Below are 23652 nucleotides of genomic sequence, written 5' to 3'. Positions count from 1 at the left end.
GGATTAAGCGTTGGGTGTTTTACTTCCGGTCATCACCTGCTCAGCTAATTGACTGAACGATTCCGGTGAAAACGATTCAAAGAACTGTTGGTACTTACTCTTATCCCAGATTTCTATTTTATTCATAGCCGCCACTAACACAATGTCTTTCTCCAACCCGGCATGTTCTCTTAAGTTTCCCGGAAGTAACAATCTTCCGGCACTGTCTAACTCCACCGTTGTAGCCCCGTTCAAAAAATATCTGCGGAATTCACGAACTTTGGGATCAAAATCATTCAGTTTGCTTATTTCCGCGAATATGGGCTCCCAACTTTTCATCGGATACAACGTGAGGCATTTTTCGAAACCGCGACTAATCACAAATTGGTTGTCGGCTTCCGATAGCTGCTTTTTAAAGCCTACCGGAAGAAGGAAACGCCCTTTAGCGTCCACCGTTGCTTCGTATTCGCCGAGAAAACCAATCATTTACAATTAATTGCACTGTTATATCCTAGAATTGACACAAAATAACACTTTTTCCCACTTTCAACCCAAATTCGGGAACTCTTAATTTTTCCACAAGTGGAAAGAGGCTCCAAATCTTTGTCTGTATTGAATTTGAGCTCAGTTATACACCTTCAATTGGTGTATTTCCTGTGGATTGCGGTGCATAAGCTGTGGATTACCGCTAAAACAGTGATGGAACGCGACTTTCGGGAAGATGAAATTTTCAAAAAAGTAGTTTTTAGCCATTTTCGAGTGAACAAAAGGCCTATTTCTTGCACGAAATCGCGCTTTTTTCTATAAGTGTTGGTTTTTCAGGTGGTTAGAGCGATTCTTGTTGCTTTTCCAAAGTCTTTTTACCGCAACGGCGCAGCGATCCTTCGACAAGCTCAGGACAAATCCGCAGCGTTGGCACCCTCTCCGTATTTCCTCAATCTTCCTTCCTTCCCGTAACGGCTGCGCCTGTCCCGTATCGTTCCTCACGGGATAAACTCGACTGCTTTTGCTTCACAAATCCAGCTTTCTCATCCTCGCTTCCTCTTTCCTGGATTTCCCCCCTGTTCTTCCCCTTGTTCTTTTTTGTCTTTCCTCGCTCCTCGTCTCCTCTTTTCCTCCCTTCCTGTATTCCCCCTGTTCTTCCCCCTCTTCTTTCTCTGTATTTCCTCGTTCCCTATCCCGGCTGTTCAATTATTAATTATTAATTGTTTAATTCTTAATTAATAATTCCCCCTCTATCTTTGCCCCTCACTAAAACGCGGCTGTTTGCTGCCTCTTTTATGCACCCAAAACACTTGTCCATCAAGGACTTTACCTATCATTTGCCTACTGAAAAAATTGCTTTTCAACCTCTGGCAAAACGTGATGATTCCAAATTGTTAGTTTATACCGGAGCGTCATTTGAAATCAGTAATTACCACCATATCAATCAGCACCTTCCCCATCCGGCACTCATGGTGTTCAATGATACCAAAGTGGTGGAAGCCCGATTGCTTTTCAAAAAAGCTACGGGTGCCACCATTGAGATCTTCTGCCTTGAACCCGATCCCTCCATTCCCGATATTGTAACAGGAATGAGTACCTGCGGTTCCGTATACTGGCATTGCCTCATAGGCGGCGCTTCGAAATGGAAACCGGGTCAATTATTGGAATGTACGGTCGAATACCAAGGTGTTGCCACTACATTACAAGCTTCATTTGTTGAAAAAAGAGGAGATAGTTTTTGTGTGAAATTTGAATGGAGTCCCGCACATTTAAGCTTTGCTGAAATACTGCATGCTTGCGGAAAAATCCCCTTGCCTCCGTATATAAAAAGAACGGCTTCGAAAGAAGACAGCAATCGCTACCAAACCGTTTACGCTAACACAGAAGGTTCCGTTGCCGCTCCCACAGCGGGTTTGCACTTCACTCCAGAATTACTCAATGATCTGAAACAATCAGGTATTGATATTGCCTATACAACACTGCATGTAGGAGCCGGCACCTTCAAACCGGTAAAGGCAGCCACCATGGAAGCCCATGAAATGCATGCTGAATTCATTGATGTAAACAGGAGTTTGATAGAGCAATTATTGGAGAACAACGCTCCTCTAATTGCTGTAGGCACCACTAGTATGCGTACACTAGAGTCGATCTATTGGATTGGTGAAAAACTATTGAAGAATCCGGATACTTCACATAATGGTATAGCACTTGATCAGTGGGTGGCTTATGAGAACAATGCGGGAACGAGTTCAAAATCGGATGCATTAAAAGCGATACTGAATTGGATGGACCGTTATCAAACCAATCGCTTGCTAACTACTACCCAAATCATAATTGCACCGGGCTATTCCTTTAAAATGTTGGATTATTTGGTGACCAATTTTCATCAACCGGAATCAACCTTGTTGTTATTAGTAGCCGCTTTCATTGGACCTCGTTGGAAGGAAGTCTATGAATTTGCGTTGGAGAACGAATTTAGATTTCTTAGTTATGGAGATGGATGCTTGTTTAAGCGTTTTGATCTTGCAACAACGGAAACTCTAAAGTAAAAGTAGAACCCTTTCCCACGGCTGATTCTACTTTGATTTTACCGCCATGCGCGTCGGTCATAGCTTTCACATAGCTCAATCCTAAACCGAAACCTTTCACATTGTGAACGTTTCCGGTGTGTGCCCGGTAGAATTTTTCAAAGATACGTTTCACCGTTTCTTTGTTCATGCCAATACCATTGTCTTCAATCTTAATTTGAATAGACTTGCCGGTATTAACAGTATATATCTTTATGAGAAGGTTTTCTTTCGAATACTTGATCGCATTGTCAACCAAATTACTCAAGAGGTTTCTGTAATGCACAGGATCCGCATCAACTTTATCTAACTCTGCGTTCAAATGCAATTCTGCATCGGCACCCTTATCGTGTAGTTGTAATTGGTGATGGTCGATGATGTCTTCCAAAATCTCATGCGTACTTAACGGCATTTTATTGAGAGTAATTTCCTGACGATCCATGATAGCGGCTTGCAGAATGGTTTCTACATGCTTGTTCATGCGCTTGTTTTCTTCTTTGATGATGTCGCGGAAATAATCCATTTTGCTCTTATCGTTCATCACCTTTTCATTTTTCAAGGCGTCTACGGCTAAGGATATGGTAGCGAGAGGCGTCTTGAATTCGTGAGTCATATTATTAATGAAATCATTTTTGATTTCACTGAGCTTTTTCTGACGAATCAAAGCATAGATGGTAACGGAAAAAGCCGCAATGATCATAAGTGTAAAGAAGATCGCACCTAAGATCATCCAACGCATTTGCTCCAATACAATACGCTTAACATTGGGTACAATTACACCGATCTCTTCATTGGGGGTTAAGTTTTCCCAATCGCTTCCTTCTGCAGGTTGCAGTTCGTAATAAGTTTCAAGATTACGGGTAGAATCGGATTTGTTTTCCGCCAACATTCGTTCGAAATTCTTGGTCTTCATTTCGTAACGCATCAACGATGTATTGATAATGGCAAACTCAAAATTCAGCTTGGGTAATCCTTGATTTCCAAAAGCCTGTTTCAATTTCTCTTGTACTTCAAATTCCGTGAACTTTTGAGCAACACCGCTGGGTTTCATCAATTCATTTTGCAATTGATCGGTAGGAAAGCCGAAACCGGGGCGACTGCGGAAATTCTTCAATGAAGGCAGGGCACCTCTTTGTTGTACCAATTGTTGGCTGGCATCAATAACGCCGCTTACTACTTTCCAGGAAAACTCTTCCTGTCTATCAGCAAGCATGATACGCAACCAGTTGTACTGGATATAAATCGTTCCAATAAGCGATAGTGTAATCAGTGTGATAATTACCGGAAATAACTTTTTCAACGGAATAAACTGTTTTATTCGCCCCATAATTCCTCCTCTTGTTACATCTCAGCACAGTAGTTCTATCTATCTAATAAGCAGGAGTTTCGAAGCATACAAATATACTATTTGGATTCAGTTTGTATACTTTTATCATATAAGGGAAATTCAACTTAACAAAGATTTCGGATTTGCAAGGGGCGATTTGCCTAATTTTGTAGCATGATTCAGCCTACCGCAGGTGCTTTATTGATAGCAGAACCGTTTCTGAAAGATCCCAATTTCAGCAGAACAGTAGTGTTCTTATGCGATCACCAGGAAGCCGGTAGTTTTGGATTTGTACTCAATCGGAAGTTCGATTATTTCCTTCACGAGTTAATTGAAACCGATGTGTACCCCGAAATCCCCATTTACAATGGCGGACCGGTGCAACAAGACACTATTCATTTTCTCCATACTTGCCCCGATGTCATTCCCGATTGCCAACAAGTTTACGGCGATATTTATTGGGGTGGCAATTTCGAAGTGGCACTGGAACTGGTACAAACCAAACAGATCGATCTTTCTCAAATCCGATTCTTCTTTGGGTACAGCGGTTGGGCCGCCGGTCAGCTCACCGATGAATTGAAAGAACATTCATGGCTAACGGCAATGTCTAATCGCAGAATTATTTTTCAGGAAGATAGTGAGCAGGTTTGGAAAGACTCCTTAAAATTATTGGGCGGCGATTACGAGCGCATGGCCAACTACCCCATTGATCCGCAATTGAATTAAGCGGGTTCTTTTACTTTTCTACTGAACAAGGCAATTACTAATCCCAAAATTAAAACGGTGATGAGTGCCCATCGAAGGCCTGTTTCATGAGCAATGAAACCGATCATGGGTGGCCCTATTAAAAAACCGGAGAATCCCAAAGTACTCACGGCTGCTAAAGCAGTGCTGGGGGCCATGGTTTTTGAACGACCGGCTAATGAATATACATTCGGAATAATGGTAGCAACACCGAAGCCTACTAATCCAAATCCAATTATTACAGCAATGGGAGTAGCTGCAAAAATTGCTAGGGCCAATCCGGCAGAAATTAAAAAGCTGTCAAGAAACATCACACCTTTATACCCGAGGCGAATGGTTACTTTATCTCCAATCAATCTACCTGCAGCCATACAAAATGCGAAGGCTGTATATCCGGTAGTACTTACTGCTTTCAGGTTGTTTACCACTTGCTTGTAGTAAAGCGAACTCCAGTCGGCCATTGCTCCTTCACAGAGTGCGCAACAAAAACAAATAGCACCTAGCAGCAATAAACTTTTATCGGGCAGTGCAAAAATTTTATGCTCCTCACTTTTGATCTTGTCTTTTGGGACCATGTAAAAGAGGAAAACAGTAGCCAGCAAGGCAATAATAATAGCCATTGTATTGAAATGAAAAACAGTGGTAGTGTTGGCCTTCATAAACAAACCTCCAAAGAAGGCTCCCCCTAAAGCACCAATACTCCATAGACCATGGAAAGAACTCATCAATGGCTTTTCATAAAACTGTTGCTGTGCTTCCAATGCTTGTGTATTCACCGAAATATTCAACACATCGCCCCAGAAACCAAACATGAAAAGGAATCCGGATAGCCATCCCACTGTAGGAGCATACCCAAGTGCTACAAGAAAGGCTGCATATAAAATTGCGGATAGATAGGTGATGATTCTACTTCCAAAATGCGAAACGGCCCAACCGGCGATGGGCAATGCAACCAAAGATCCAAACGGAAGCATGAAAAGTACCGCGCCCAGAGCTGCCTCGTCTAACTGAAATTGATCTTTTATGTTAGGAATGCGCGCAGCCCAGGTAGCAAACGTAAGTCCACAACAGAAGAAAAAAACAGAAACTGAAGTTCTATAAACAATCGGTCGGTGCTGCGCCATGTGTATTCAATATTACGACAAAATTGGATACGTACTACCCAAATGCCTTAAAAAAGAACTCCCGATAGCGAGCTATCGGGAGTGAGTTTCTCTTTAGTGGATAATGTTCTGATTCGATAAACTGTCAATAATTCACAGGAACTTTTCTTACTCGGTCTCTCAGTCAGAATAAATATTATATCTGAACAGCACCTTCAACCAGTACTGTTACATTATTATTCAATACTTCCACAAAACCACCTTGAATGGTATAGTTGAGTTCGTTGTTGTTTTTGTCTTTCAACACTTTCAACTTACCCGCCGTTAACGCACTGATTAAGGGTGCGTGGCGATCGAGCACTTCAAACAAACCGGTAACGCCGGGCATTTGCACGCCGTATACCTCATCGCTGAAGAGCTTTTTTTCGGGTGTTAATATTTCTAATTTCATTCGTTTTGTTTAATTCAATTGATAATGAAAGAACGATGGCCGCTTATTAAGAAGCTTGAGCCAACAATTTCTTACCTTTTTCAATTGCATCGTCAATAGTACCTACCAAGTTGAACGCTGCTTCAGGATATTCATCCACTTCACCGTCCATGATCATGTTGAAACCACGGATGGTTTCTTCAATTGGTACCAACACACCTTTCAAACCTGTGAAGGCTTCAGCTACGTGGAAAGGCTGACTCAAGAAACGTTGAACTTTACGAGCGCGTGATACAGTTTGCTTGTCTTCATCACTCAATTCATCCAAACCGAGGATGGCGATGATGTCTTGCAATTCTTTATAACGTTGTAAGATCAATTTAACACGGTTTGCAGTGTTGTAGTGAGCTTCACCAACGATGGCCGGAGTCAAGATACGTGAAGTTGAATCCAAAGGATCCACCGCAGGGTAGATACCTAAGTCGGCAATTTTACGGCTCAATACGGTAGTTGCGTCCAAGTGAGCGAAGGTAGTTGCAGGAGCAGGGTCAGTCAAGTCATCCGCAGGTACGTATACCGCCTGTACAGAGGTAATAGAACCGTTTTTGGTTGAAGTGATACGCTCTTGCATCAATCCCATTTCAGTAGCGAGGGTTGGTTGGTAACCTACCGCTGAAGGCATACGACCCAACAAGGCTGATACCTCAGAACCTGCTTGAGTGAAACGGAAGATATTATCTACGAAGAAAAGGATGTCGCGACCTTTACCTTGTCCGTCTCCATCACGATAGTACTCAGCGATGGTCAAACCACTCAAGGCAACACGCGCACGTGCACCTGGGGGTTCGTTCATTTGCCCGAACACGAAGGTTGCTTTAGAATCTGCAAGCTCGTTCATATCAACTTTGCTCAGATCCCATCCGCCTTCTTCCATACTGTGTTTGAATTTGTCGCCGTATTTCATGATACCGGCTTCGATCATTTCACGCATCAAGTCGTTACCCTCACGAGTACGCTCACCCACACCGGCGAATACTGATAAACCGGAATAAGCTTTTGCGATGTTGTTGATCAACTCTTGGATCAATACGGTTTTACCTACACCCGCACCACCGAATAAACCGATTTTACCACCTTTTGCGTAAGGTTCGATCAGGTCAATTACTTTGATACCGGTAAACAACACTTCTGTTGCTGTACTTAAGTTATCGAATGTTGGGGGCTTAGCGTGAATAGCGCGACCGCCTTCTTTTGAAAGTGCAGGCAATCCATCGATTGGATCTCCTGTTACATTGAAAAGACGACCTTTGATACCCTCACCTACAGGCATGGTAATCGCTTTTCCGGTATCTACCGCTTCTAATCCACGCACCAAACCTTCAGTACCGTCCATCGCGATGGTACGAACACTGTCTTCACCTAAGTGCTGTTGAGTTTCAAGGATCAACAAGTCACCGTTAGGGCGCTTTACTTCTAAGGCGTTATAAATTTCAGGGAGTTTACCGTCAAACTGCACGTCTACTACCGCACCGATGATCTGTTTGATCTTACCTACGTTTGCCATAATGTATGTTTGTAAGAGGGTTTTAATTTGGCCGCAAAGGTAAGGGAGGATTCAGTATTTGCCAATTGTTAACACGCAATTTTATTCAGTATTTATTTTATTTAGATATTGTGCTGATTATCAGTGATTAATGTTTTTGAGGGGCTGCTCTCATCCTCGCTCCCGAATTCCGGCTGTTGAATTATTAATTATTACTTAGTAATTGTTAATTCCCTCCTGTTCTTTCGTTCCCTGTTCACCGCTACGGGCGCAGAGACCGCAAAGCATTCGCAAAGTATTTTCCCACTTCTCCTGTATTTCCTCCTTCCTCCATCTTCCCTCCTCCCTCTTATCCCCCCCCTGTTCCTCCCCTTGTTCTTTCTATTCCTCTCATCCTCGCCTCCTGTATTCCCAAATCCAACCCTCCCCCTCTTCCGTATATCTATTATCACGATTATCCGGCGCAAGCCCCATCATATTTCGCATGCTGACCGAAAAAGCTTCGTGGTGACCCCCGCGGAGCTTTTCAACTCATTGTAAGTCAATCATCAAACATGTGTCTCGGTTGTTCTCAACGGGATCTTCTTTTAAAATCGTTTTTGTTTTTTTGATAAGGTTAATAGTTAATGGGAAGGCCCTGAGTTTCTGCTCAGGGCCTGATTGTTTTAATTTTCTGTAGTAAAAATTCGGAAAGCAGTCTTTGACATTTTGTTCACCGCAGCGGCGCAGCGATCGCGGCGGTAACGCAGCGCCGGCAGTATCTTTGAATTTCCTCTTTTATCAACTTGCGACCCCTACAAGGTCGAAATGTTCCATTCACAGATATCTATTACATGTCATGGAGCGAGCATCTTATCTCTAATAAACACTTTCTTCCTACTGTTTTTCCTCCGTCTTCCCTCCGCCCTCTTCTCCTTGTATTCCCTCGTTCCTCGTCTCCTCGTTTCCTCGCATCCTCGTCTCCTCTTATCCTCTCTCCTGTATTTCCCCCTCTTCCTCCCCTTGTTCTTTCTACTCATCGACTCCTCGTTTCCTCCCTCCTATTATTCCCATTCATTCAACGCGATAAATCGCGTTGCTACAAATTTCCCTCTTATTAAACTCCGCCGCGATAAATCGACGGCGGAACTCAGGTACAATCATCCCGTCAATTCATAAACAGTTTCTTCCTCCTGTATATCCTCCTTCCTATATCCCCCTGTTCTTCCCCATGTTCTTTCTACTCATCGACTCCTCGTTTCCTCCCTCCTCCCTCCTATATCCCCCTGTTCCTCCCCTTGTTCTTTCTACTCATCGCCTCCTCGTTACTTCTATTCCCCTTCTCCGTATCCCACCCCCACATTCACCAATCATCTTCCCGGCTGTTCCATTATTAATTATTAATTGTTAATTATTAATTGCCTCCCGCTTTTCTCTAATTTCGCACCATGCAACTTATCGAGGTAACCACTCCCGCACTTGAAAATGAATTCATCTCAGTAAACCCACTTATCCAGGGTTCACTGCCCAATTATATTCGCCCTCTTGATAAAGACATTCGCGACGTTTTTAATAAAGAAAAGAACAAAGCCTACCGCTTCGGCGAAACCATTCGCTGGGTTCTTAAAAATGATGCAGGCGAGCTCATCGGTCGCATCGCCGCATTCACCAATAAAAAATATAAAAACAAAGGCGACCGCTTCCCGGTGGGCGGCGTTGGATTTTTCGAGTGTATCAATGATCAACTGGCAGCCAACTTGTTGTTTGATACAGCGAAAAACTGGCTGAAAGAAAAAGGCATGGAAGCCATGGACGGCCCCATCAATTTCGGCGAAAGAGACCGCTGGTGGGGTTTGGTGGTGGAAGGCTTTCAACCACCCCTCTTCGGAATGAATTACAATCCGCCTTATTATAAAGATCTACTCGAGTCTTACGGATTTCAACCCTTCTTCCATCAAATCTGCTTCGGTGTAGATCCCTTGAAAGACCTTAGTCCAAAAGTTTGGCAACGCTACAATGAACTGGTGGCCGATCATAACTTCTCATGTCATTCAATAAAAGGTGACTTGAAAAAGTATGCGCTCGATTTCGTGACCGTTTACAACAAGGCTTGGGCTGGCCACGGAGGACTAAAAGAACTGAAACCGGAACAAGCCATTGCGATGTTCAAAAAGATGAAACCTGTAATGGACAATCGTATCTGCTGGTTTGCCTACTATAAAGAAGAACCCATTGCCATCTTTATAAACCTCCCCGATTTAAACCAATGGTTCAAATACCTCAAAGGAAAATTCAGTGTCTTCCACATGTTGAAATTCCTTTGGATCAAAAGCACTGTAAAACCTACCAAATTCACCGGATTGGTTTTTGGAATTGTGCCGGAATTTCAAGGACGGGGAGTTGACAGTTTGCTGATCGCTAGCGCCAAAAAAGATGTTGATGCGCTTGGCTATACCGAATACGAGATGCAGTGGATCGGCGACTTCAACCCAAAAATGTTGAATGTAGCCGCTAATTTCGGAGATACCTTCAAAACAAGGCAGCTTACTACTTATCGCTATCAATTCGATAGAAGTCTTCCTTTTGAGCGACATCCGATGGTGTAAAAGCTTTCGCTGAAAACTGTTATTGCTTTCTTATCTTGCAATCGAATTAATGGAGGATGGGTATGGAAAAATTCATTGTTTCGGCTAGGAAGTATCGTCCGCAAACATTTGATACCGTTGTTGGACAGTCACATATTACCACAACGCTCAAAAATGCGATTCGTCAACAACATTTGGCGCATGCCTTTTTGTTTTGCGGTCCCAGAGGTGTGGGTAAAACCACCTGTGCACGTATTTTAGCAAAAACCATCAACTGCGAAAACATCACCCCGGAAGGAGAAGCCTGCAACGAATGTCATTCTTGTACTTCTTTCAATGAGGGTAGTTCCCTAAACATTCATGAACTCGATGCTGCCAGTAACAACTCGGTAGAAGACATCCGAACCTTGGTAGAACAGGTTCGCTTCCCACCGCAAGCCGGCACCTACAAAGTGTATATCATAGACGAGGTTCACATGCTCAGTTCTTCAGCCTTCAATGCCTTTTTGAAGACTTTAGAAGAACCGCCTCCCTATGCCATTTTCATTTTAGCAACCACAGAAAAACACAAGATTCTTCCTACGATTTTGAGTCGTTGCCAAATCTTCGATTTTAAACGCATTACTCCTCAAGATACCGTAGATCACCTACAAGAAATTTGCACCAAAGAAGAAGTAAAAGCAGAAGAAGCTGCCTTGCATGTAATTGCACAAAAAAGCGAAGGATGTATGCGCGATGCGCTGAGCATCATGGATAAAATTGTAAGCTTTACAGGAGGCGTTCTTACTTATGCTAACACCCTCGAACACCTGAATATTTTAGATGCCGATTATTTCTTCAAACTGCTGAAATGCATGCAGGAGCAAGATTTGGCCGGATCTCTGTTATTATACGACGATATCAACAAGAAAGGATTTGAAGGCGATATGTTGCTCAATGGCTTCGCTGAATTCATTCGAAACTTGTTGGTATGTAAAGACAATCGAGTTGCTTCTCTATTAGAAGTAGTAAGTTCGTTCAAGGATAAATACCTGCAAGCGGCCGCTGAAACTTCTACCAGTTGGTTGATCAGTGCATTGAATATTTTAAACGAATCGGAGATCTCGTTTAGAATGGCAAGAAACAAGCGACTGCACGTAGAACTCACGCTTATTAAGCTCACTTATCTGAATCAAGCACTCGAACTCAGTTCGGAAGGTGTGGCAAAAAAAAAACTAGCTGAAGCTCGTCCTTTACAATTCAAACGCCTACAACCCATTGAGGTGAAAGCAGCACCTGTAGCGGAGGCTAAATTGACGATAGAAACACCGGCGGTAAAACCGGTAGTTGTAGCTCCTAGTGTAGTGGAAAAGAAACCTGCTACTGCTGCAGCAAGCAAACCCGTAGAAACACCGAAAGGTGGGGGCAAACTGTCGCAACTCACTAAAATTCGACAGCAAGTAATCGGCAAACAGGAAGATGCAGAAAAAGACAAACCGATTCCAGTAACAGAAGATAAATTAAAGGAAGCTTGGACCGGCTACACCCAATTGTTGCGCGAAGCCAAAAACCCGGCTTCTCAAAGTTTTGACATTGCTCGTTTAACCGTTACCTCGGAACAAAGTTTCGAAGTAAGTTGTAATAATAACCTGGAACAAAAGTTCATTGAAGGTGAAAGAAGCAAGCTAAGTGAATATTTGCAGCAGTTTTTTAACAATAAAAGCCTGTTGTACAGTATCTTAGTTGACGACAACGGTGAATACGATATCCCTGTGGAACGCCCACTCAACAACCGTGAACAGTTTATGCAGATGATTGAGCAGTATCCATTGGTTAAAGAGTTGAAAGACAGGCTTCGACTAGAATTAGACTATTAATAGAAAAGAAAAAACCGAAGGCCAAGGAATTCAGCAAATTGCCTTAATTTCGGCCTCGCAAATTAAGATCACTAATTAAAATTTTTGAATATATATGGCAGAAGTGATTCTCATGCCTCGCTTGAGTGATACCATGACAGAAGGTGTTATTGCTGCATGGCATAAAAAAGTGGGTGACACCGTGAAGAAAGGTGATTTGTTGGCCGAAGTTGAAACCGACAAAGCAACCATGGAACTCGAGAGTTATAAAGATGGCTTGTTGTTGCACATCGGAACCGAAAAAGGTGGCAAATTACAAGTGAACGACTTATTGGCGATCATTGGTACTGCCGGTGAAGACATCAGTCAACACTTAGGAGGTGCTGCCCCTGCAAGTGCACCGGCCCCTGCTCCTGCCGCTGCTGCTCCGGCTCCAACTGCTGCTCCCGCACCTGCTGCGGCTCCTGCATTGGACTTGACCACTGTTCAAGAAGTTATATTGATGCCTCGTTTGAGCGATACCATGACAGAAGGGGTTATTGCTAGCTGGCACAAAAAAATAGGTGATCCTGTTAAGAAAGGTGAACTATTAGCTGATATCGAGACCGATAAAGCTACATTGGAATTGGAGAGTTATAAAGACGGTCAGTTATTGTACATCGGAGCACAAGCCGGCGAGAAAATCGCAGTAAACAGTCTTCTTTGTATCATTGGCGACCCTGCTAAAGTAGATGTGAACGGTATTGTTGCTGCTGCTAAAGGTGGTGGCGCTGCTGCTCCTGCTGCTTCAGCTCCTGCACAGGCTGCTGCTCCTGCTACAACAAGTGCTCCGGCGGCTGCCGTTGCTGCTCCTGTTGCTTCAACTTCTACCGACGGAAGAGTAAAAGCTTCTCCGTTAGCGAAGAAAATTGCTGCCGACAAAGGAATCGATCTTTCGAAAGTACAAGGATCAGGCGATGGTGGAAGAATCATCAAATCTGATCTCGATAATTATAAGCCTGCGGCTGCAGCTGCTCCTGCTGCCACTTCAATTACTGCTGCTCCGGTTTCATCTGTTCCGGGAGTTGTAAGCTTTGATGAAGTGCCGGTTTCTCAAATGCGCAAAACTATTGCGAAACGTTTGGCAGAAAGCATGTTCACTGCTCCTCACTTCTATTTAACGATGTCTATTAACATGGACAAAGCAGTAGAAAGCAGAGCGAAACTGAACGATATCAGTCCTATCAAGATCTCTTTCAACGATATGGTATTGAAAGCATGTGCCATTGCATTGAAACAACATCCAAAAATCAACAGTAGCTGGTTAGGCGATAAAATTCGCGTAAACCACCACGTCAACATTGGTGTTGCGGTAGCTGTGGAAGAAGGTTTGTTGGTGCCTGTAGTGCGTTTCGCTGATACCAAATCATTGTCTCAAATTGCCGGTGAAGTAAAGACCTTCGCGCAAAAGGCTAAAGACAAAAAACTACAACCATCCGATTGGGAAGGAAATACATTCACGATTTCTAACTTAGGTATGTTTGGAATCGATGAGTTCACGGCCATCATCAACCCTCCTGATTCATGTATCTTGGCAATTGGTGCTATCAATCAAGTGCCTATTGTGAAAAATGGACAAGTAGTTCCTGGTAACGTTATGAAAGTAACCTTGAGCTGCGACCACCGTGTAGTAGACGGCGCTAGCGGAGCTGCTTTCTTGCAAACCGTTCAAAGTTTGCTCGAAGAACCAATGAGAATGTTGGTATAACCAATCATCTATACTATTGAAACCCGATCTATTCCAGGTCGGGTTTTTTAATGCCCCTTAGTTGGTTCACCGCTAAGAGCGCCAAGACCGCAAAGGATTCGCAACGTGGACTTATCATTCTTCTTCTGCTGCTTCTTTTTTTTTCACCGCAGCGGCGCAGCGGCCGCAGCGACAGCGCAACGTTGACTCAACCCCTGTATTCCATTATCACATTCTCAAACCCTCAAATTATCCAATTGTTACTTCCTCGCTCTTCGTCTCCTCTTATCCTCGTTCCTGTCCTCCCTCTTCCCTCCTCCTTCCCTCCTGATTCCCAATTTGTTAAGGTTCCCCAAAACCATCCCCCCAAAAGGTAGTAGGTTCGACCTTGATTTAGTACCTTTGCTGCCTGTCAAAATGGCCTGTAAAAAACATTAGCACCCTTTTTGACTATTGTTCGTATATAACATTCAATAATTCATACATCGCTTAGCTCATGATCGGTTTTTTATCAAAACTATTTGGTGGCAGTAAGTCGGAAAAAGACGTGAAAGCTATAGAACCAATAGTAAAGCAAATCAATCAGCATTTTCAGTCCTATCAACATATTAGCAACGATCAACTCCGTGGCAAAACCAATGAGTTCCGTGCTAAAATCAAGGATTATGTTTCTGCCATTGACAAAGAAATCAAGGACCTTGCAGAAAATGCAGAAAACTTACCGGTAACAGATATCACCGGAAAAGACGCCATCTACCAACAAATCGACGGTTTGAAAAAAGACCGCGACAAGAAACTGGAAGAAGTGCTTCTCCAAATTCTACCGGAAGCATTTGCGGTAGTAAAGGAAACAGCTCGCAGGTTCAAAGAAAACCTTGAACTAACAGCAACCGCAACAGAACTAGACAAAGAACTTTCAGTTCGCAAGAATTATATCCGCATTGAAGGCGATAAAAGCATCATGCAAAACAATTGGGTAGCCGGTGGCAACATCGTTACCTGGAACATGGTGCATTATGATGTGCAGTTGATTGGTGGTACCGTGCTTCATCAGGGAAAGATTTCCGAGATGGCAACGGGTGAAGGTAAAACCCTTGTGTCTACCCTGCCAGCTTACTTGAATGCATTGACAGGAGAAGGTGTTCACATTGTAACGGTGAACGACTACCTCGCAAAACGTGATAGCGAATGGAACGGTCCATTATTCGAGTGGTTAGGCATTACAGTTGACTGTATTGATAAGCACCAACCCAATAGTGCCGAAAGAAGAAAAGCCTACCAAGCTGATATCACCTACGGTACAAACAACGAATTTGGTTTCGACTACTTGAGAGATAACATGGTTCACAATCCGGAAGAAATGGTACAACGTAAGCATCATTTCGCGATGGTGGATGAAGTGGATAGCGTATTGATCGATGATGCGCGTACCCCCTTGATCATCTCCGGTCCGGTTCCAAAAGGCGACGATCAACAATATCATATTTTGAAAGATCGCGTTGCTCGTTTGGTGGAAATGCAAAGACAAGTAACCAACAAATATTTGATCGAAGCGAAAAAGAAATTCTCAGAAGGAGACGACGATCCGAAGAGTGGTGGATTGAGCTTGATGCGTGCCTACAGAGGTTTGCCAAAGAACAGTGCATTGATCAAATTCTTAAGTGAATCGGGCGTGCGCGTGAAATTGCAAAAAGCAGAGAACTATTACCTCGCAGATCAGCAACGCGAAATGCCAAAAGTGGATGAAGAATTGTTCTTCCACATCGACGAAAAAAACAATCAGGTTGAATTGACCGATAAAGGTATCCAAAGCATCACGCGTTCAGGTGAAGATCCTGAATTCTTCGTGCTTCCTGATATCGGTATTCACTTAAATGAAATAGAGAAGAACGAAAGCTTGAATGCAGACGAAAAACTTGCACAGAAAGAAGCCGTTCTTGCAGAATATTCTATCAAAGCCGATCGCATTCACACCGTTCAACAATTGTTGAAAGCCTATACGCTTTTCGATAAAGATGTTGAGTATGTTGTTATGGACGGTCAAGTTAAAATTGTAGACGAACAAACAGGTCGTATCCTTGATGGTCGTCGTTACAGCGATGGCTTACACCAAGCTATTGAAGCGAAGGAAAATGTGAAGATCGAAGCTGCTACTCAAACCTATGCCACCATTACTTTGCAGAACTATTTCCGCATGTATCACAAATTGGGTGGTATGACGGGTACTGCGGTTACGGAAGCAGGTGAGTTTTGGGACATCTACAAATTGGATGTTGTAACCATTCCTACCAACGTTGCAGCAATTCGAAAAGACCAAGAGGACTTGGTGTACAAAACCAAGCGTGAGAAGTTCAAAGCAGTTATCGAAGAAATTGAAAAATTACAGAAAGCAGGTCGTCCTATTCTTGTAGGTACCACCAATGTGGAAGTAAGTGAATTGTTGAGTAAGATGCTTTCAGGTAAGAAGATAGCGCACAATGTATTGAACGCAAAACAACACGCTCGTGAAGCGGCGATTGTAGCAGAAGCAGGTTTGCCCGGTGCTGTAACCATTGCAACCAACATGGCGGGTCGTGGTACGGATATCAAACTCGGACCCGGTGTAAAAGAAGCAGGCGGTTTGGCCATTATTGGTACCGAGCGTCACGAAAGCCGTCGTGTAGACCGTCAGTTGAGAGGTCGTGCCGGTCGTCAGGGTGACCCCGGTAGTTCTCAATTCTATGTGAGTTTGGAAGACGAGCTGATGCGCTTGTTCGGTAGTGAGCGTATTGCGAAGATCATGGACCGCTTTGGATACAAAGAGGGAGAAGTGATTCAGCACAGTATGGTTACAAAGAGCATTGAAAGAGCGCAGAAGAAAGTTGAAGAAAACAACTTCGGCATTCGTAAGCGTTTGTTGGAATACGATGATGTAATGAACAAGCAAAGAAATGTGATCTACAAACGTAGAAACCATGCTTTGTTTGGAGAGCGTCTTGCATTGGATTTGGACAATGCCTTCTATTCAATTGCAGAAGGATTGGTAACCAGCTTCCAGGAACAAGACGATTACGAAGGATTCAAATTAGCGGCCATCGTAAACTTTGCGATCGATTCAAACATCACCAAAGAGCAATTTGCTAAGGGCAATACAGCTGAATTAGCAGAGGCTTTGTACAGCCAAGCAATTGGACGCTATCAGAACAAGTTGAGTGATTTACAAGCGCAGATCTTACCTGTGTTTGAAAATATTAAGAAAGAAGAATCTCGTCCAATTGAGAACGTGGCAGTACCATTTACCGATGGTCGTAAGTTCATTCAAGTATTGGCGAATTTGGAGAAGACCATCACAACAAAAGGACGTGAATTGACGAGCTCTTTGGAGCGTCAAATTACGCTTGCGTTGATCGACGATGCTTGGAAAGAGCATTTGAGAGCGATGGACGATTTGAAACAAAGTGTTCAAACGGCTTATTTGGAGCAAAAAGATCCATTAGTGATCTACAAAATCTCTGCCTTCGATTTGTTCAAGAACATGGACGACAACTTGAATAAAGAGATTGTAAGCTTCTTATGTCATGCCGGAGTTCATCAAGAGCAATCGGGCAGAAACGCCATTAAAGAAGGAAGAGAACAGAAAACAGATATGAGCAAGATGGTTGCGAATAAAGACGAGATCGATGCAAGAGGAGATGATTATGCAGCCAATGAGAACGATTATTACGATCCATCAGGACCTACAAAGCAAGAGCCCATTAAAGTAGGACCAAAGGTTGGTCGCAATGATGCTTGTCCTTGCGGAAGTGGTAAGAAGTTCAAAAACTGCCATGGAGCGGTTTAATTAAGAATTAAGAGTTAAGAATTAATAATTGAGGCCGCGCGTTGCGCGGCCTTTTTGTTTACAAACAAGTTTTAATCATCAATTCGTGAATGATCTGCCTTAGCAACCCATTCTTGAAATTTGTCAATATCTGATAAGATCGGGCAAAGCAAAGTCTGAAAGAAATCTCGATCTCCAACGGTGTTGAATTCTAAAAGAAGCGAACCGGCTTCTGATTCAAATGAAATAGCTGTTAACAGTTTAGGGCTTAATTGTTCAAGAATTTGTATGATGTGCCCCTCCCAACAATAACCGTTTCCTTCATAGCCAAAACGTTGAAACATGTCATGATAACTAGGGTAGAGTTCAGGCTGACTGAGAAATAATTCCAGCCCGATAATATCTCCTGATGACACCTCATTGAACGGAAAAAAAATAGAAGACTTGACCAAATTAGAGTTGGTAGCTACTTGTGGCTCTACAATACTCTCAAAATTACTGTCCTCGCCACTTAAATTATTACGAGTGTAATAATCTGCAATTAATAGATCTGCCTGTGAGTATAATGGTAGAAGCTCAGGAATACATTCATATGTGCGTCTTAACTTTGCTAAATACATGAAGTCGTCAAAATCTTTGATTTTTCCTTTTTTTAGACTTCTGGTGATTATCTTTTCGAAAATCTTCTCTCCCAAAACAAATTTGTATTCTTGATACAATTTTTGTGTTAGCTGGTTCCGTACTTCACTGCGCATATCAATGGCGCTGTCTTCAAAACCAGCGACGATTCTTTCCAACCCTTTAGTTTTCCCTGACTTTGCGAACTTTTCAATTTCAGTTGTTTTAATAGCATAAATTAGTTCAAGCACAGGCAATAAAGAAGCATCGCCAATTTTTGAAGCATCCATTAGAAGATACTCTATAAAAATTAGCGCTATTTTATGTAATTCAGCTGATGACAGTTCTCTCTGCATGTATATCTATTTAAGCGTTCAAGTACTCCATTAACATAACACACTAGAACATCTTCTATCTGAAAGATAACTATAAATAGTGATCATGTGCAGTTCAACTCTATAATTTAAAATATACCCTGCTTTTCAATTGTTTGTAAATAAAGAAGAGCCGCGCTAGCGCGGCTCTTCTCATTATTAATTCTTAATTCTTAACTATTAACTCCTCTTTGGCCGCAGGCCAAAACTCCTGCCACCACAGCCTGCCCCAGTTATTAATTATTAATTCTTAATTGTTAATTGATATTAATTCCCCTCCCTTTTTTTCAACGCGATAAATCGCGTTGCTACACATACTTCCACAAAAAAAGACCACCGCGATAAATCGACGGTGGTCCTCAGGTCTATCACCAAAATTGGTATGTAATGATTCAATAAATACAAGGAGCTGTTTCGGTTTTAATCCCCTTTGGCCGAAGGCCAAACTCCTACCACCACAACCTGCCCCAATTATTAATTATTAACTATTAATTCCCTTTGGCCGCAGGCCAAAACTCTCCTCATTCCAGCCTGCCCCAATTATTAATTATTAATTATTAATTATTAATTAATCCCGTATTTATGCTCATAACGCGCCTTCAACTGCTTGTGCTTATCTGTTAAGTCTACAGCTCTTCCCTGAATGAAAGCGGCAGTAATTACACTCGATTTCATGTCCAATATATCGCCTACACTTATTACGATGTTTGCATCTTTACCTACTTCAATAGAGCCGGTTTTATCGGCAATACCGAGGATTTTAGCTGCATTCAACGTAATAGCAGTTAAAGCTTCTTCCTTCGTTAAACCATAAGCAGCAGCGGTTCCGGCATTGAATGCCAAATTGCGACTGCGTGTGTTTCCATCTTCGTCGCCAATAGCATACAATACGCCGGCTTTTTGGAGTATTGACGGTGTTTTGAAAGGTTGATCAACATCATCATCCACCATATTAGGTAAATCGTGCATTTGACCAAGGATCACCGAAATATTGTATTGCTTCAACACATCGGTTACCAACCAACTGTCGCTTCCGCCAACAATCACAACATCGAAACCAAACTCTTTTACAAAATCCACCGCTACTAAAATTTCCTTTACAATATTGCAGTGGATATAGAGCTTTTGCTTTTTTGAAAACAAGCCTTTTACAGCTTCGAACTTCAAGTTGGTTGCTGCGTGTGTTGCTTCTGCGGCATAGGCTTTCGCTTCTCTGAAGAATACTTTCGACTCTTCAATATCATCCAATGCACGCTTGATAGGATCACCGGCCGGTTGTGCAGCGCCAAATCCGAATCCACGACCACCGCCTCTGCGCGTCAACAACGAAGGCATGTTGTAATGAATACCATTGTCCATAGCATAAGCAGCATCTTCCCAATTCCATGCATCCAATTGTACTACAGTAGATGAACCGGGAATGATACCACCATCAGGATATACATTCGCCAATAAAATACCATTGCTCTTTAAAGTGTTGATCACCTTAGAATCGGTATTGTAGGCTACAATAGAACGAATGCTTGGGTTGATATCACCCAATTCACGCGAATCTACGGTAGCACGTACCGGCGGAACTTCTACCAATCCCAATTGAGAAGAAGGAAGGATCAATCCGGGGTATACATGTTGACCTTTGGCATCCACTACTTTGCCATCAGAACCGGCATTGTTTCCGGCACCTACAGCGGCAATTTTGCCATTGGCAATTTTTACTGTTCCATTTTCAATAACCTGTCCGTTGCCTACGTGAATGGTTGCATTCACAATGTAGACTGTCTCTTTTTGAGCGGGAGCAGGATAAACCGTTTCCTGTGCTTTTGCACTAACTACCAGGAAACCGATCATTACGAGTTGTAAGAATAATCTTTTCATAATTCAATGATTTTTCCGGTAATTAATATTGTGAGTTTTCAAGTACTTCCAAATTATCTGAGTCGATCGTTAACAAACCATGCTTGTGATAGTGATCACCACAAACAAACATCACTTCGTAACGAGGACGTGGTCTTTGGAAATTACCACCGCCACCACCGTTGGCGCCTGCGCCGCGTTTAGCAGCTTGTAACTTTTGAATCAAGCGAGCTTTTTCAGCAGCTACCGCTTTTCTCATTTCTGCATCTTTATCGCGATCAAAATAGATGATACCATCTACCATGGTCTTCAATGCTTTTGCATAAATGCTCAAAGGATTGTCACTCCACAATACTAAATCCGCATCTTTTCCAACTTTCACACTTCCTACTTTATCATCGATGTGCAACATCTTCGCAGGATTCAACGTACACATCTTCAACGCATCTTCTTCGCTCATGCCTGCATACTTAATGCTCTTAGCAGATTCTTGGTTCAAGCGACGTGCCATTTCAGCATCGTCAGAATTGATGGCAACCACCAATCCAACTTTTTGCATAATTGTCGCATTTGCAGGAATTGCATCTTGTACTTCCATTTTATAAGCCCACCAGTCGCTGAAGGTTGAAGCAGCAACACCGTGCTCTTTCATTTTATCAGCTACTTTGTAGCCTTCCAAAATATGCGTAAACGTATTTACACGGAAACCGAAACGCTCGGCAACACGCATCATTGCTGTTATCTCGCTTTGAACATAGGAGTGACAAGTAATGAAACGCTTTTTGTTCATGATTTCTACCAATGCTTCCAATTCCAGATCTCTTCTTACTACACTATATGGACTTACTGCTGTTTGACCTTTCTTCACTTTTGAAGCTTCATCAGCCAATTTCTTCAACGCATTTTGATAGTCTGTTGCGCGTTGGAAAGCATCAGCCAATACTTCTTCTACACCCATACGCGTATCAGGGAAACGTGTATTTCCTTGAGTAGCAGATGAACGCTTTACGTTTTCACCTAAAGCAAACTTGATGAAAGGATCAGCTCCTTTGAACTTCAATTCTTCATCATTAGCACCCCAACGCAATTTGATCAATTGCGTTTGACCTCCAATGGTATTAGCAGAACCGTGAAGAATATGTGATGTAGTAACACCACCACTCAACTGACGATAAATGTTGATATCATCGGGTGCAATATTATCACCAATACGCACTTCAGAAGTTACACTTTGACCTCCTTCATTGATAGAAGCAGCAGCAATATGTGAGTGCTCATCAATTACACCGGCTGTTAAATGCTTTCCGGTAGCGTCAATTACTTTAGCTGTTGGATCGCTGAGGTTTTTTCCGATTTGTACAATCTTACCATTCTTCACCAATACATCGGTTTCTTTCAAAACCCCTTCTTTTTCATTGGTCCAAACAGTAGCATTTTTAAACAATACTGTTTCTTGCTTAGGAAGTTCTTCATTTCCAAAAGCCAAAAACGGATAGGTTACTTTTCCAACTTGTACCGGTTGTTTCGGGCGAGCACTGTCAGCTTTTGCAACAAATGGCTTCTCCATAGAAGCAGTCCATGTAAAGTTTACACCTGAAGCATCTCTGCCGGTACCGTTCCATTCGTTGCCATTCGAAACACCACTCAAGGTTGTTTCTTTGGCATTGGGGCCGCGACCTTCCGTAAAGCTGAGTTTCACTTGCTTTCCATCGAAACTGTATTTGCCATTCAATGTATCTTTCTCGATGAAGCTGGCAGTGCCGCCATCTTTTAATTCCATTGAATAGCTTTTTGAAGCACCTGCTGCACGAGTGGTCAACTTATAAGTGCCTTTCACATCATACCAAGCTTCTTCTTTCACGCCGTATTTTTCACCTTGCACCCAGTTTTGAAGAATCACTGTTTTCTCATTGAAAATAGAACCTGAAGTAATAATGAAGTTGGCGAGTTTACCTGCATCCAAACTTCCCACTTTATCATAAACACCTAAGATGGTAGCAGGATTTTTGGTAAGAGCTTCCATAGCTTTTGTTTCGCTCAATCCATATTCGATGGCTTTGCGAAGATTGGCGCCGAAATCTCCTAAGTTCGCCAGGTCAGATGTAGTTAAGCAGAAGTTCAGTCCTGCTTTTTCAAAAGCTGCCGGATTGGTAGGAGCCAGTTCCCAATGTTTAAGATCGTCGAGTCCTACGAAACGTACTTCCTGAGGATCGTCAACATCCATTGGTGCAGGGAAATTCAACGGAAGAATGAAAGAAGCTTTGGTTGCAGCTACTTCACTGATACGTTGATATTCGTTGTTTCCGGCTTTAATGATGTATTGAACACCGAACTCATCACCAATGCGATCGGCACGTAAATCGTTCCATTTATCATTGGCTTCAAAAATTTGAGGAAGGCTTTGTTGTTCGTTCCAAGCTTTCATGGTAAGGTTCACCCCTTCAGAACTTGGATTGTTTTTATACCAAGCAGCATCAATATACGACTGACGCAACAAAGAGATCGATCCCATCATACTGCTTGGATACGATTGAGAAGAAGTACCCTTATTGAGTGAATAATGAGAAGAAGCTTTGTCTTTTACAATTACCAAATTCTCTTTCTTATTCGCCAAAGTGGCTACCACTCCGGTACCGCGGGCGATCCCATCTTTTTGATGTGACAATACGGTTCCAAAACCAAGATCACGAAGTGATTTTGCTTTGGCATCGTCTACCACGAAAATTTTAGAAGCATCCACATCTGAGCGAATGGCTTGGTTCCAACCGAAAGCTCCTTTTTGATTGGAGTTGAGTTGGGTGGGGCCGAAGAAGTTGAATCCTGCCGCTCTTTGAATAGCAGGCATACCATAGTCGGTATAGATATCGATGAAGGAAGGATAAATGAACTTGTCCTTACAATCAACAATCACCGCGTCTTTTGGAACGGCAACACCCGCCCCTACGGCTACAATTTTACCATCCTTGATCACCAAAGTGGCATTGGGAATAGTTGTTTGCGCATCTTTAACGACGGTAGCATTGATAAATGCATATACCCCGTCGCGTTGATCGGCCACTCCGTTCACTTGGAAAGTGGTTTGAGCCCGACCAACCAGGGCCATCAGCATTGCTAAGGCCGCTGCAGAGAAGAATTTGATTTTTCTCATTTCAGTGTATTTGGTTGGAAAAATGGAACAGCGATTTTACTTAAAATAATGGCACC

At 42.7% G+C, this 23652-nt stretch carries 16 protein-coding genes; 6 read left to right on the top strand and 10 right to left on the bottom strand.

Translation table 11 applies throughout. The annotated features are described in order from the left end of the window. Positions 1-3: 3 nt before the first annotated feature. A complete protein-coding gene (gene mraZ, locus ACQ2HE_RS10295; protein ID WP_430899816.1) occupies positions 4-465 on the bottom strand; it encodes a division/cell wall cluster transcriptional repressor MraZ in 462 nt (153 codons plus the stop codon). 794 nt (positions 466-1259) lie between these two features. Here mraZ and ACQ2HE_RS10290 point away from each other — a divergent pair. Continuing rightward, a complete protein-coding gene (locus tag ACQ2HE_RS10290) occupies positions 1260-2513 on the top strand; it encodes an S-adenosylmethionine:tRNA ribosyltransferase-isomerase (RefSeq protein WP_430899818.1) in 1254 nt (417 codons plus the stop codon). Here the strand turns inward: ACQ2HE_RS10290 and ACQ2HE_RS10285 are convergent. Next, positions 2473-3831: a sensor histidine kinase gene (locus tag ACQ2HE_RS10285; protein WP_430899820.1), complete on the bottom strand. Its 1359-nt coding sequence runs from the start codon at positions 3829-3831 to the stop codon at positions 2473-2475. The two genes, ACQ2HE_RS10290 and ACQ2HE_RS10285, sit on opposite strands and share 41 nt — an antisense overlap. Before the next feature lie 201 nt (positions 3832-4032). Here ACQ2HE_RS10285 and ACQ2HE_RS10280 point away from each other — a divergent pair, with 201 nt between their 5' ends. Beyond that, the gene (locus ACQ2HE_RS10280) at positions 4033-4584 is read left to right on the top strand and encodes a YqgE/AlgH family protein (protein ID WP_430899822.1); all 552 of its coding nucleotides are present in this window, start codon (positions 4033-4035) and stop codon (positions 4582-4584) included. Here the strand turns inward: ACQ2HE_RS10280 and ACQ2HE_RS10275 are convergent. The 5 genes from ACQ2HE_RS10275 to ACQ2HE_RS10255 all read right to left on the bottom strand — a co-directional run bounded on the left by ACQ2HE_RS10275 (position 4581) and on the right by ACQ2HE_RS10255 (position 8697). Continuing rightward, a complete protein-coding gene (locus ACQ2HE_RS10275; RefSeq protein ID WP_430899824.1) occupies positions 4581-5726 on the bottom strand; it encodes an MFS transporter in 1146 nt (381 codons plus the stop codon). The two genes, ACQ2HE_RS10280 and ACQ2HE_RS10275, sit on opposite strands and share 4 nt — an antisense overlap. 175 nt (positions 5727-5901) lie before the next feature. Continuing rightward, positions 5902-6156: an ATP synthase F1 subunit epsilon gene (gene atpC, locus ACQ2HE_RS10270; RefSeq protein ID WP_430899826.1), complete on the bottom strand. Its 255-nt coding sequence runs from the start codon at positions 6154-6156 to the stop codon at positions 5902-5904. 46 nt (positions 6157-6202) lie between these two features. Next, positions 6203-7699 carry a F0F1 ATP synthase subunit beta gene (gene atpD, locus ACQ2HE_RS10265; protein ID WP_430899828.1) on the bottom strand — a complete coding sequence of 499 codons (1497 nt, stop codon included), beginning with the start codon at positions 7697-7699 and terminating at the stop codon, positions 6203-6205. A gap of 191 nt (positions 7700-7890) precedes the next feature. Next, positions 7891-8145 carry a hypothetical protein gene (locus ACQ2HE_RS10260; RefSeq protein ID WP_430899830.1) on the bottom strand — a complete coding sequence of 85 codons (255 nt, stop codon included), beginning with the start codon at positions 8143-8145 and terminating at the stop codon, positions 7891-7893. A 369-nt stretch (positions 8146-8514) separates the two neighbouring features. Next, on the bottom strand, positions 8515-8697 hold the full coding sequence (locus ACQ2HE_RS10255) for a hypothetical protein (protein ID WP_430899832.1): 183 nt from the start codon (positions 8695-8697) through the stop codon (positions 8515-8517). A gap of 408 nt (positions 8698-9105) precedes the next feature. Between ACQ2HE_RS10255 and ACQ2HE_RS10250 the strand changes: the two genes are divergently transcribed. The 4 genes from ACQ2HE_RS10250 (at position 9106) to secA (ending at position 17623) form a co-directional block, all read left to right on the top strand. Next, positions 9106-10263 carry a hypothetical protein gene (locus tag ACQ2HE_RS10250; RefSeq protein WP_430899834.1) on the top strand — a complete coding sequence of 386 codons (1158 nt, stop codon included), beginning with the start codon at positions 9106-9108 and terminating at the stop codon, positions 10261-10263. A gap of 62 nt (positions 10264-10325) precedes the next feature. Further along, positions 10326-12098, top strand: coding sequence for a DNA polymerase III subunit gamma/tau (gene dnaX / locus ACQ2HE_RS10245; RefSeq protein WP_430899836.1), 1773 nt, complete (start codon positions 10326-10328; stop codon positions 12096-12098). Positions 12099-12192: 94 nt separating this feature from the next. Beyond that, positions 12193-13824, top strand: a complete 1632-nt coding sequence (locus ACQ2HE_RS10240) for a pyruvate dehydrogenase complex dihydrolipoamide acetyltransferase (protein ID WP_430899838.1) — start codon at positions 12193-12195, stop codon at positions 13822-13824. 475 nt (positions 13825-14299) lie between these two features. Beyond that, positions 14300-17623 carry a preprotein translocase subunit SecA gene (gene secA, locus ACQ2HE_RS10235; RefSeq protein WP_430899840.1) on the top strand — a complete coding sequence of 1108 codons (3324 nt, stop codon included), beginning with the start codon at positions 14300-14302 and terminating at the stop codon, positions 17621-17623. Between the two features lie 71 nt (positions 17624-17694). Here secA and ACQ2HE_RS10230 read toward each other — a convergent pair whose 3' ends face one another. From ACQ2HE_RS10230 to ACQ2HE_RS10220, 3 genes are all read right to left on the bottom strand, one after another. Beyond that, complete coding sequence (locus tag ACQ2HE_RS10230; protein WP_430899842.1) at positions 17695-18576, bottom strand: hypothetical protein; 882 nt, start codon at positions 18574-18576, stop codon at positions 17695-17697. Positions 18577-19158: 582 nt separating this feature from the next. Beyond that, the gene (locus ACQ2HE_RS10225; protein WP_430899844.1) at positions 19159-20469 is read right to left on the bottom strand and encodes an amidohydrolase family protein; all 1311 of its coding nucleotides are present in this window, start codon (positions 20467-20469) and stop codon (positions 19159-19161) included. 22 nt (positions 20470-20491) lie between these two features. Continuing rightward, positions 20492-23596 carry an amidohydrolase family protein gene (locus ACQ2HE_RS10220; RefSeq protein WP_430899846.1) on the bottom strand — a complete coding sequence of 1035 codons (3105 nt, stop codon included), beginning with the start codon at positions 23594-23596 and terminating at the stop codon, positions 20492-20494. Positions 23597-23652 lie beyond the last annotated feature (56 nt).

The sequence above is a fragment of the Endoryza foliicola genome (assembly GCF_050589245.1).
Lineage (GTDB): Bacteria > Bacteroidota > Bacteroidia > Chitinophagales > Chitinophagaceae > Endoryza > Endoryza foliicola.
The sequence above is the reverse complement of the archived record's forward strand: the minus strand, read 5'-3'. Positions and strand labels throughout refer to the sequence as shown.

Excerpts from the sequence above, each read along its gene's own strand:
- mraZ (WP_430899816.1), bottom strand. The coding sequence starts at position 465 with ATGATTGGTTTTCTCGGCGAATACGAAGCAACGGTGGACGCTAAAGGG.
- ACQ2HE_RS10290 (WP_430899818.1), top strand. The coding sequence starts at position 1,260 with ATGCACCCAAAACACTTGTCCATCAAGGACTTTACCTATCATTTGCCT.
- ACQ2HE_RS10280 (WP_430899822.1), top strand. The coding sequence starts at position 4,033 with ATGATTCAGCCTACCGCAGGTGCTTTATTGATAGCAGAACCGTTTCTG.
- ACQ2HE_RS10275 (WP_430899824.1), bottom strand. The coding sequence starts at position 5,726 with ATGGCGCAGCACCGACCGATTGTTTATAGAACTTCAGTTTCTGTTTTT.
- atpC (WP_430899826.1), bottom strand. The coding sequence starts at position 6,156 with ATGAAATTAGAAATATTAACACCCGAAAAAAAGCTCTTCAGCGATGAG.
- atpD (WP_430899828.1), bottom strand. The coding sequence starts at position 7,699 with ATGGCAAACGTAGGTAAGATCAAACAGATCATCGGTGCGGTAGTAGAC.
- ACQ2HE_RS10255 (WP_430899832.1), bottom strand. The coding sequence starts at position 8,697 with ATGAGTAGAAAGAACAAGGGGAGGAAGAGGGGGAAATACAGGAGAGAG.
- ACQ2HE_RS10250 (WP_430899834.1), top strand. The coding sequence starts at position 9,106 with ATGCAACTTATCGAGGTAACCACTCCCGCACTTGAAAATGAATTCATC.
- dnaX (WP_430899836.1), top strand. The coding sequence starts at position 10,326 with ATGGAAAAATTCATTGTTTCGGCTAGGAAGTATCGTCCGCAAACATTT.
- ACQ2HE_RS10240 (WP_430899838.1), top strand. The coding sequence starts at position 12,193 with ATGGCAGAAGTGATTCTCATGCCTCGCTTGAGTGATACCATGACAGAA.
- secA (WP_430899840.1), top strand. The coding sequence starts at position 14,300 with ATGATCGGTTTTTTATCAAAACTATTTGGTGGCAGTAAGTCGGAAAAA.
- ACQ2HE_RS10230 (WP_430899842.1), bottom strand. The coding sequence starts at position 18,576 with ATGCAGAGAGAACTGTCATCAGCTGAATTACATAAAATAGCGCTAATT.
- ACQ2HE_RS10225 (WP_430899844.1), bottom strand. The coding sequence starts at position 20,469 with ATGAAAAGATTATTCTTACAACTCGTAATGATCGGTTTCCTGGTAGTT.
- ACQ2HE_RS10220 (WP_430899846.1), bottom strand. The coding sequence starts at position 23,596 with ATGAGAAAAATCAAATTCTTCTCTGCAGCGGCCTTAGCAATGCTGATG.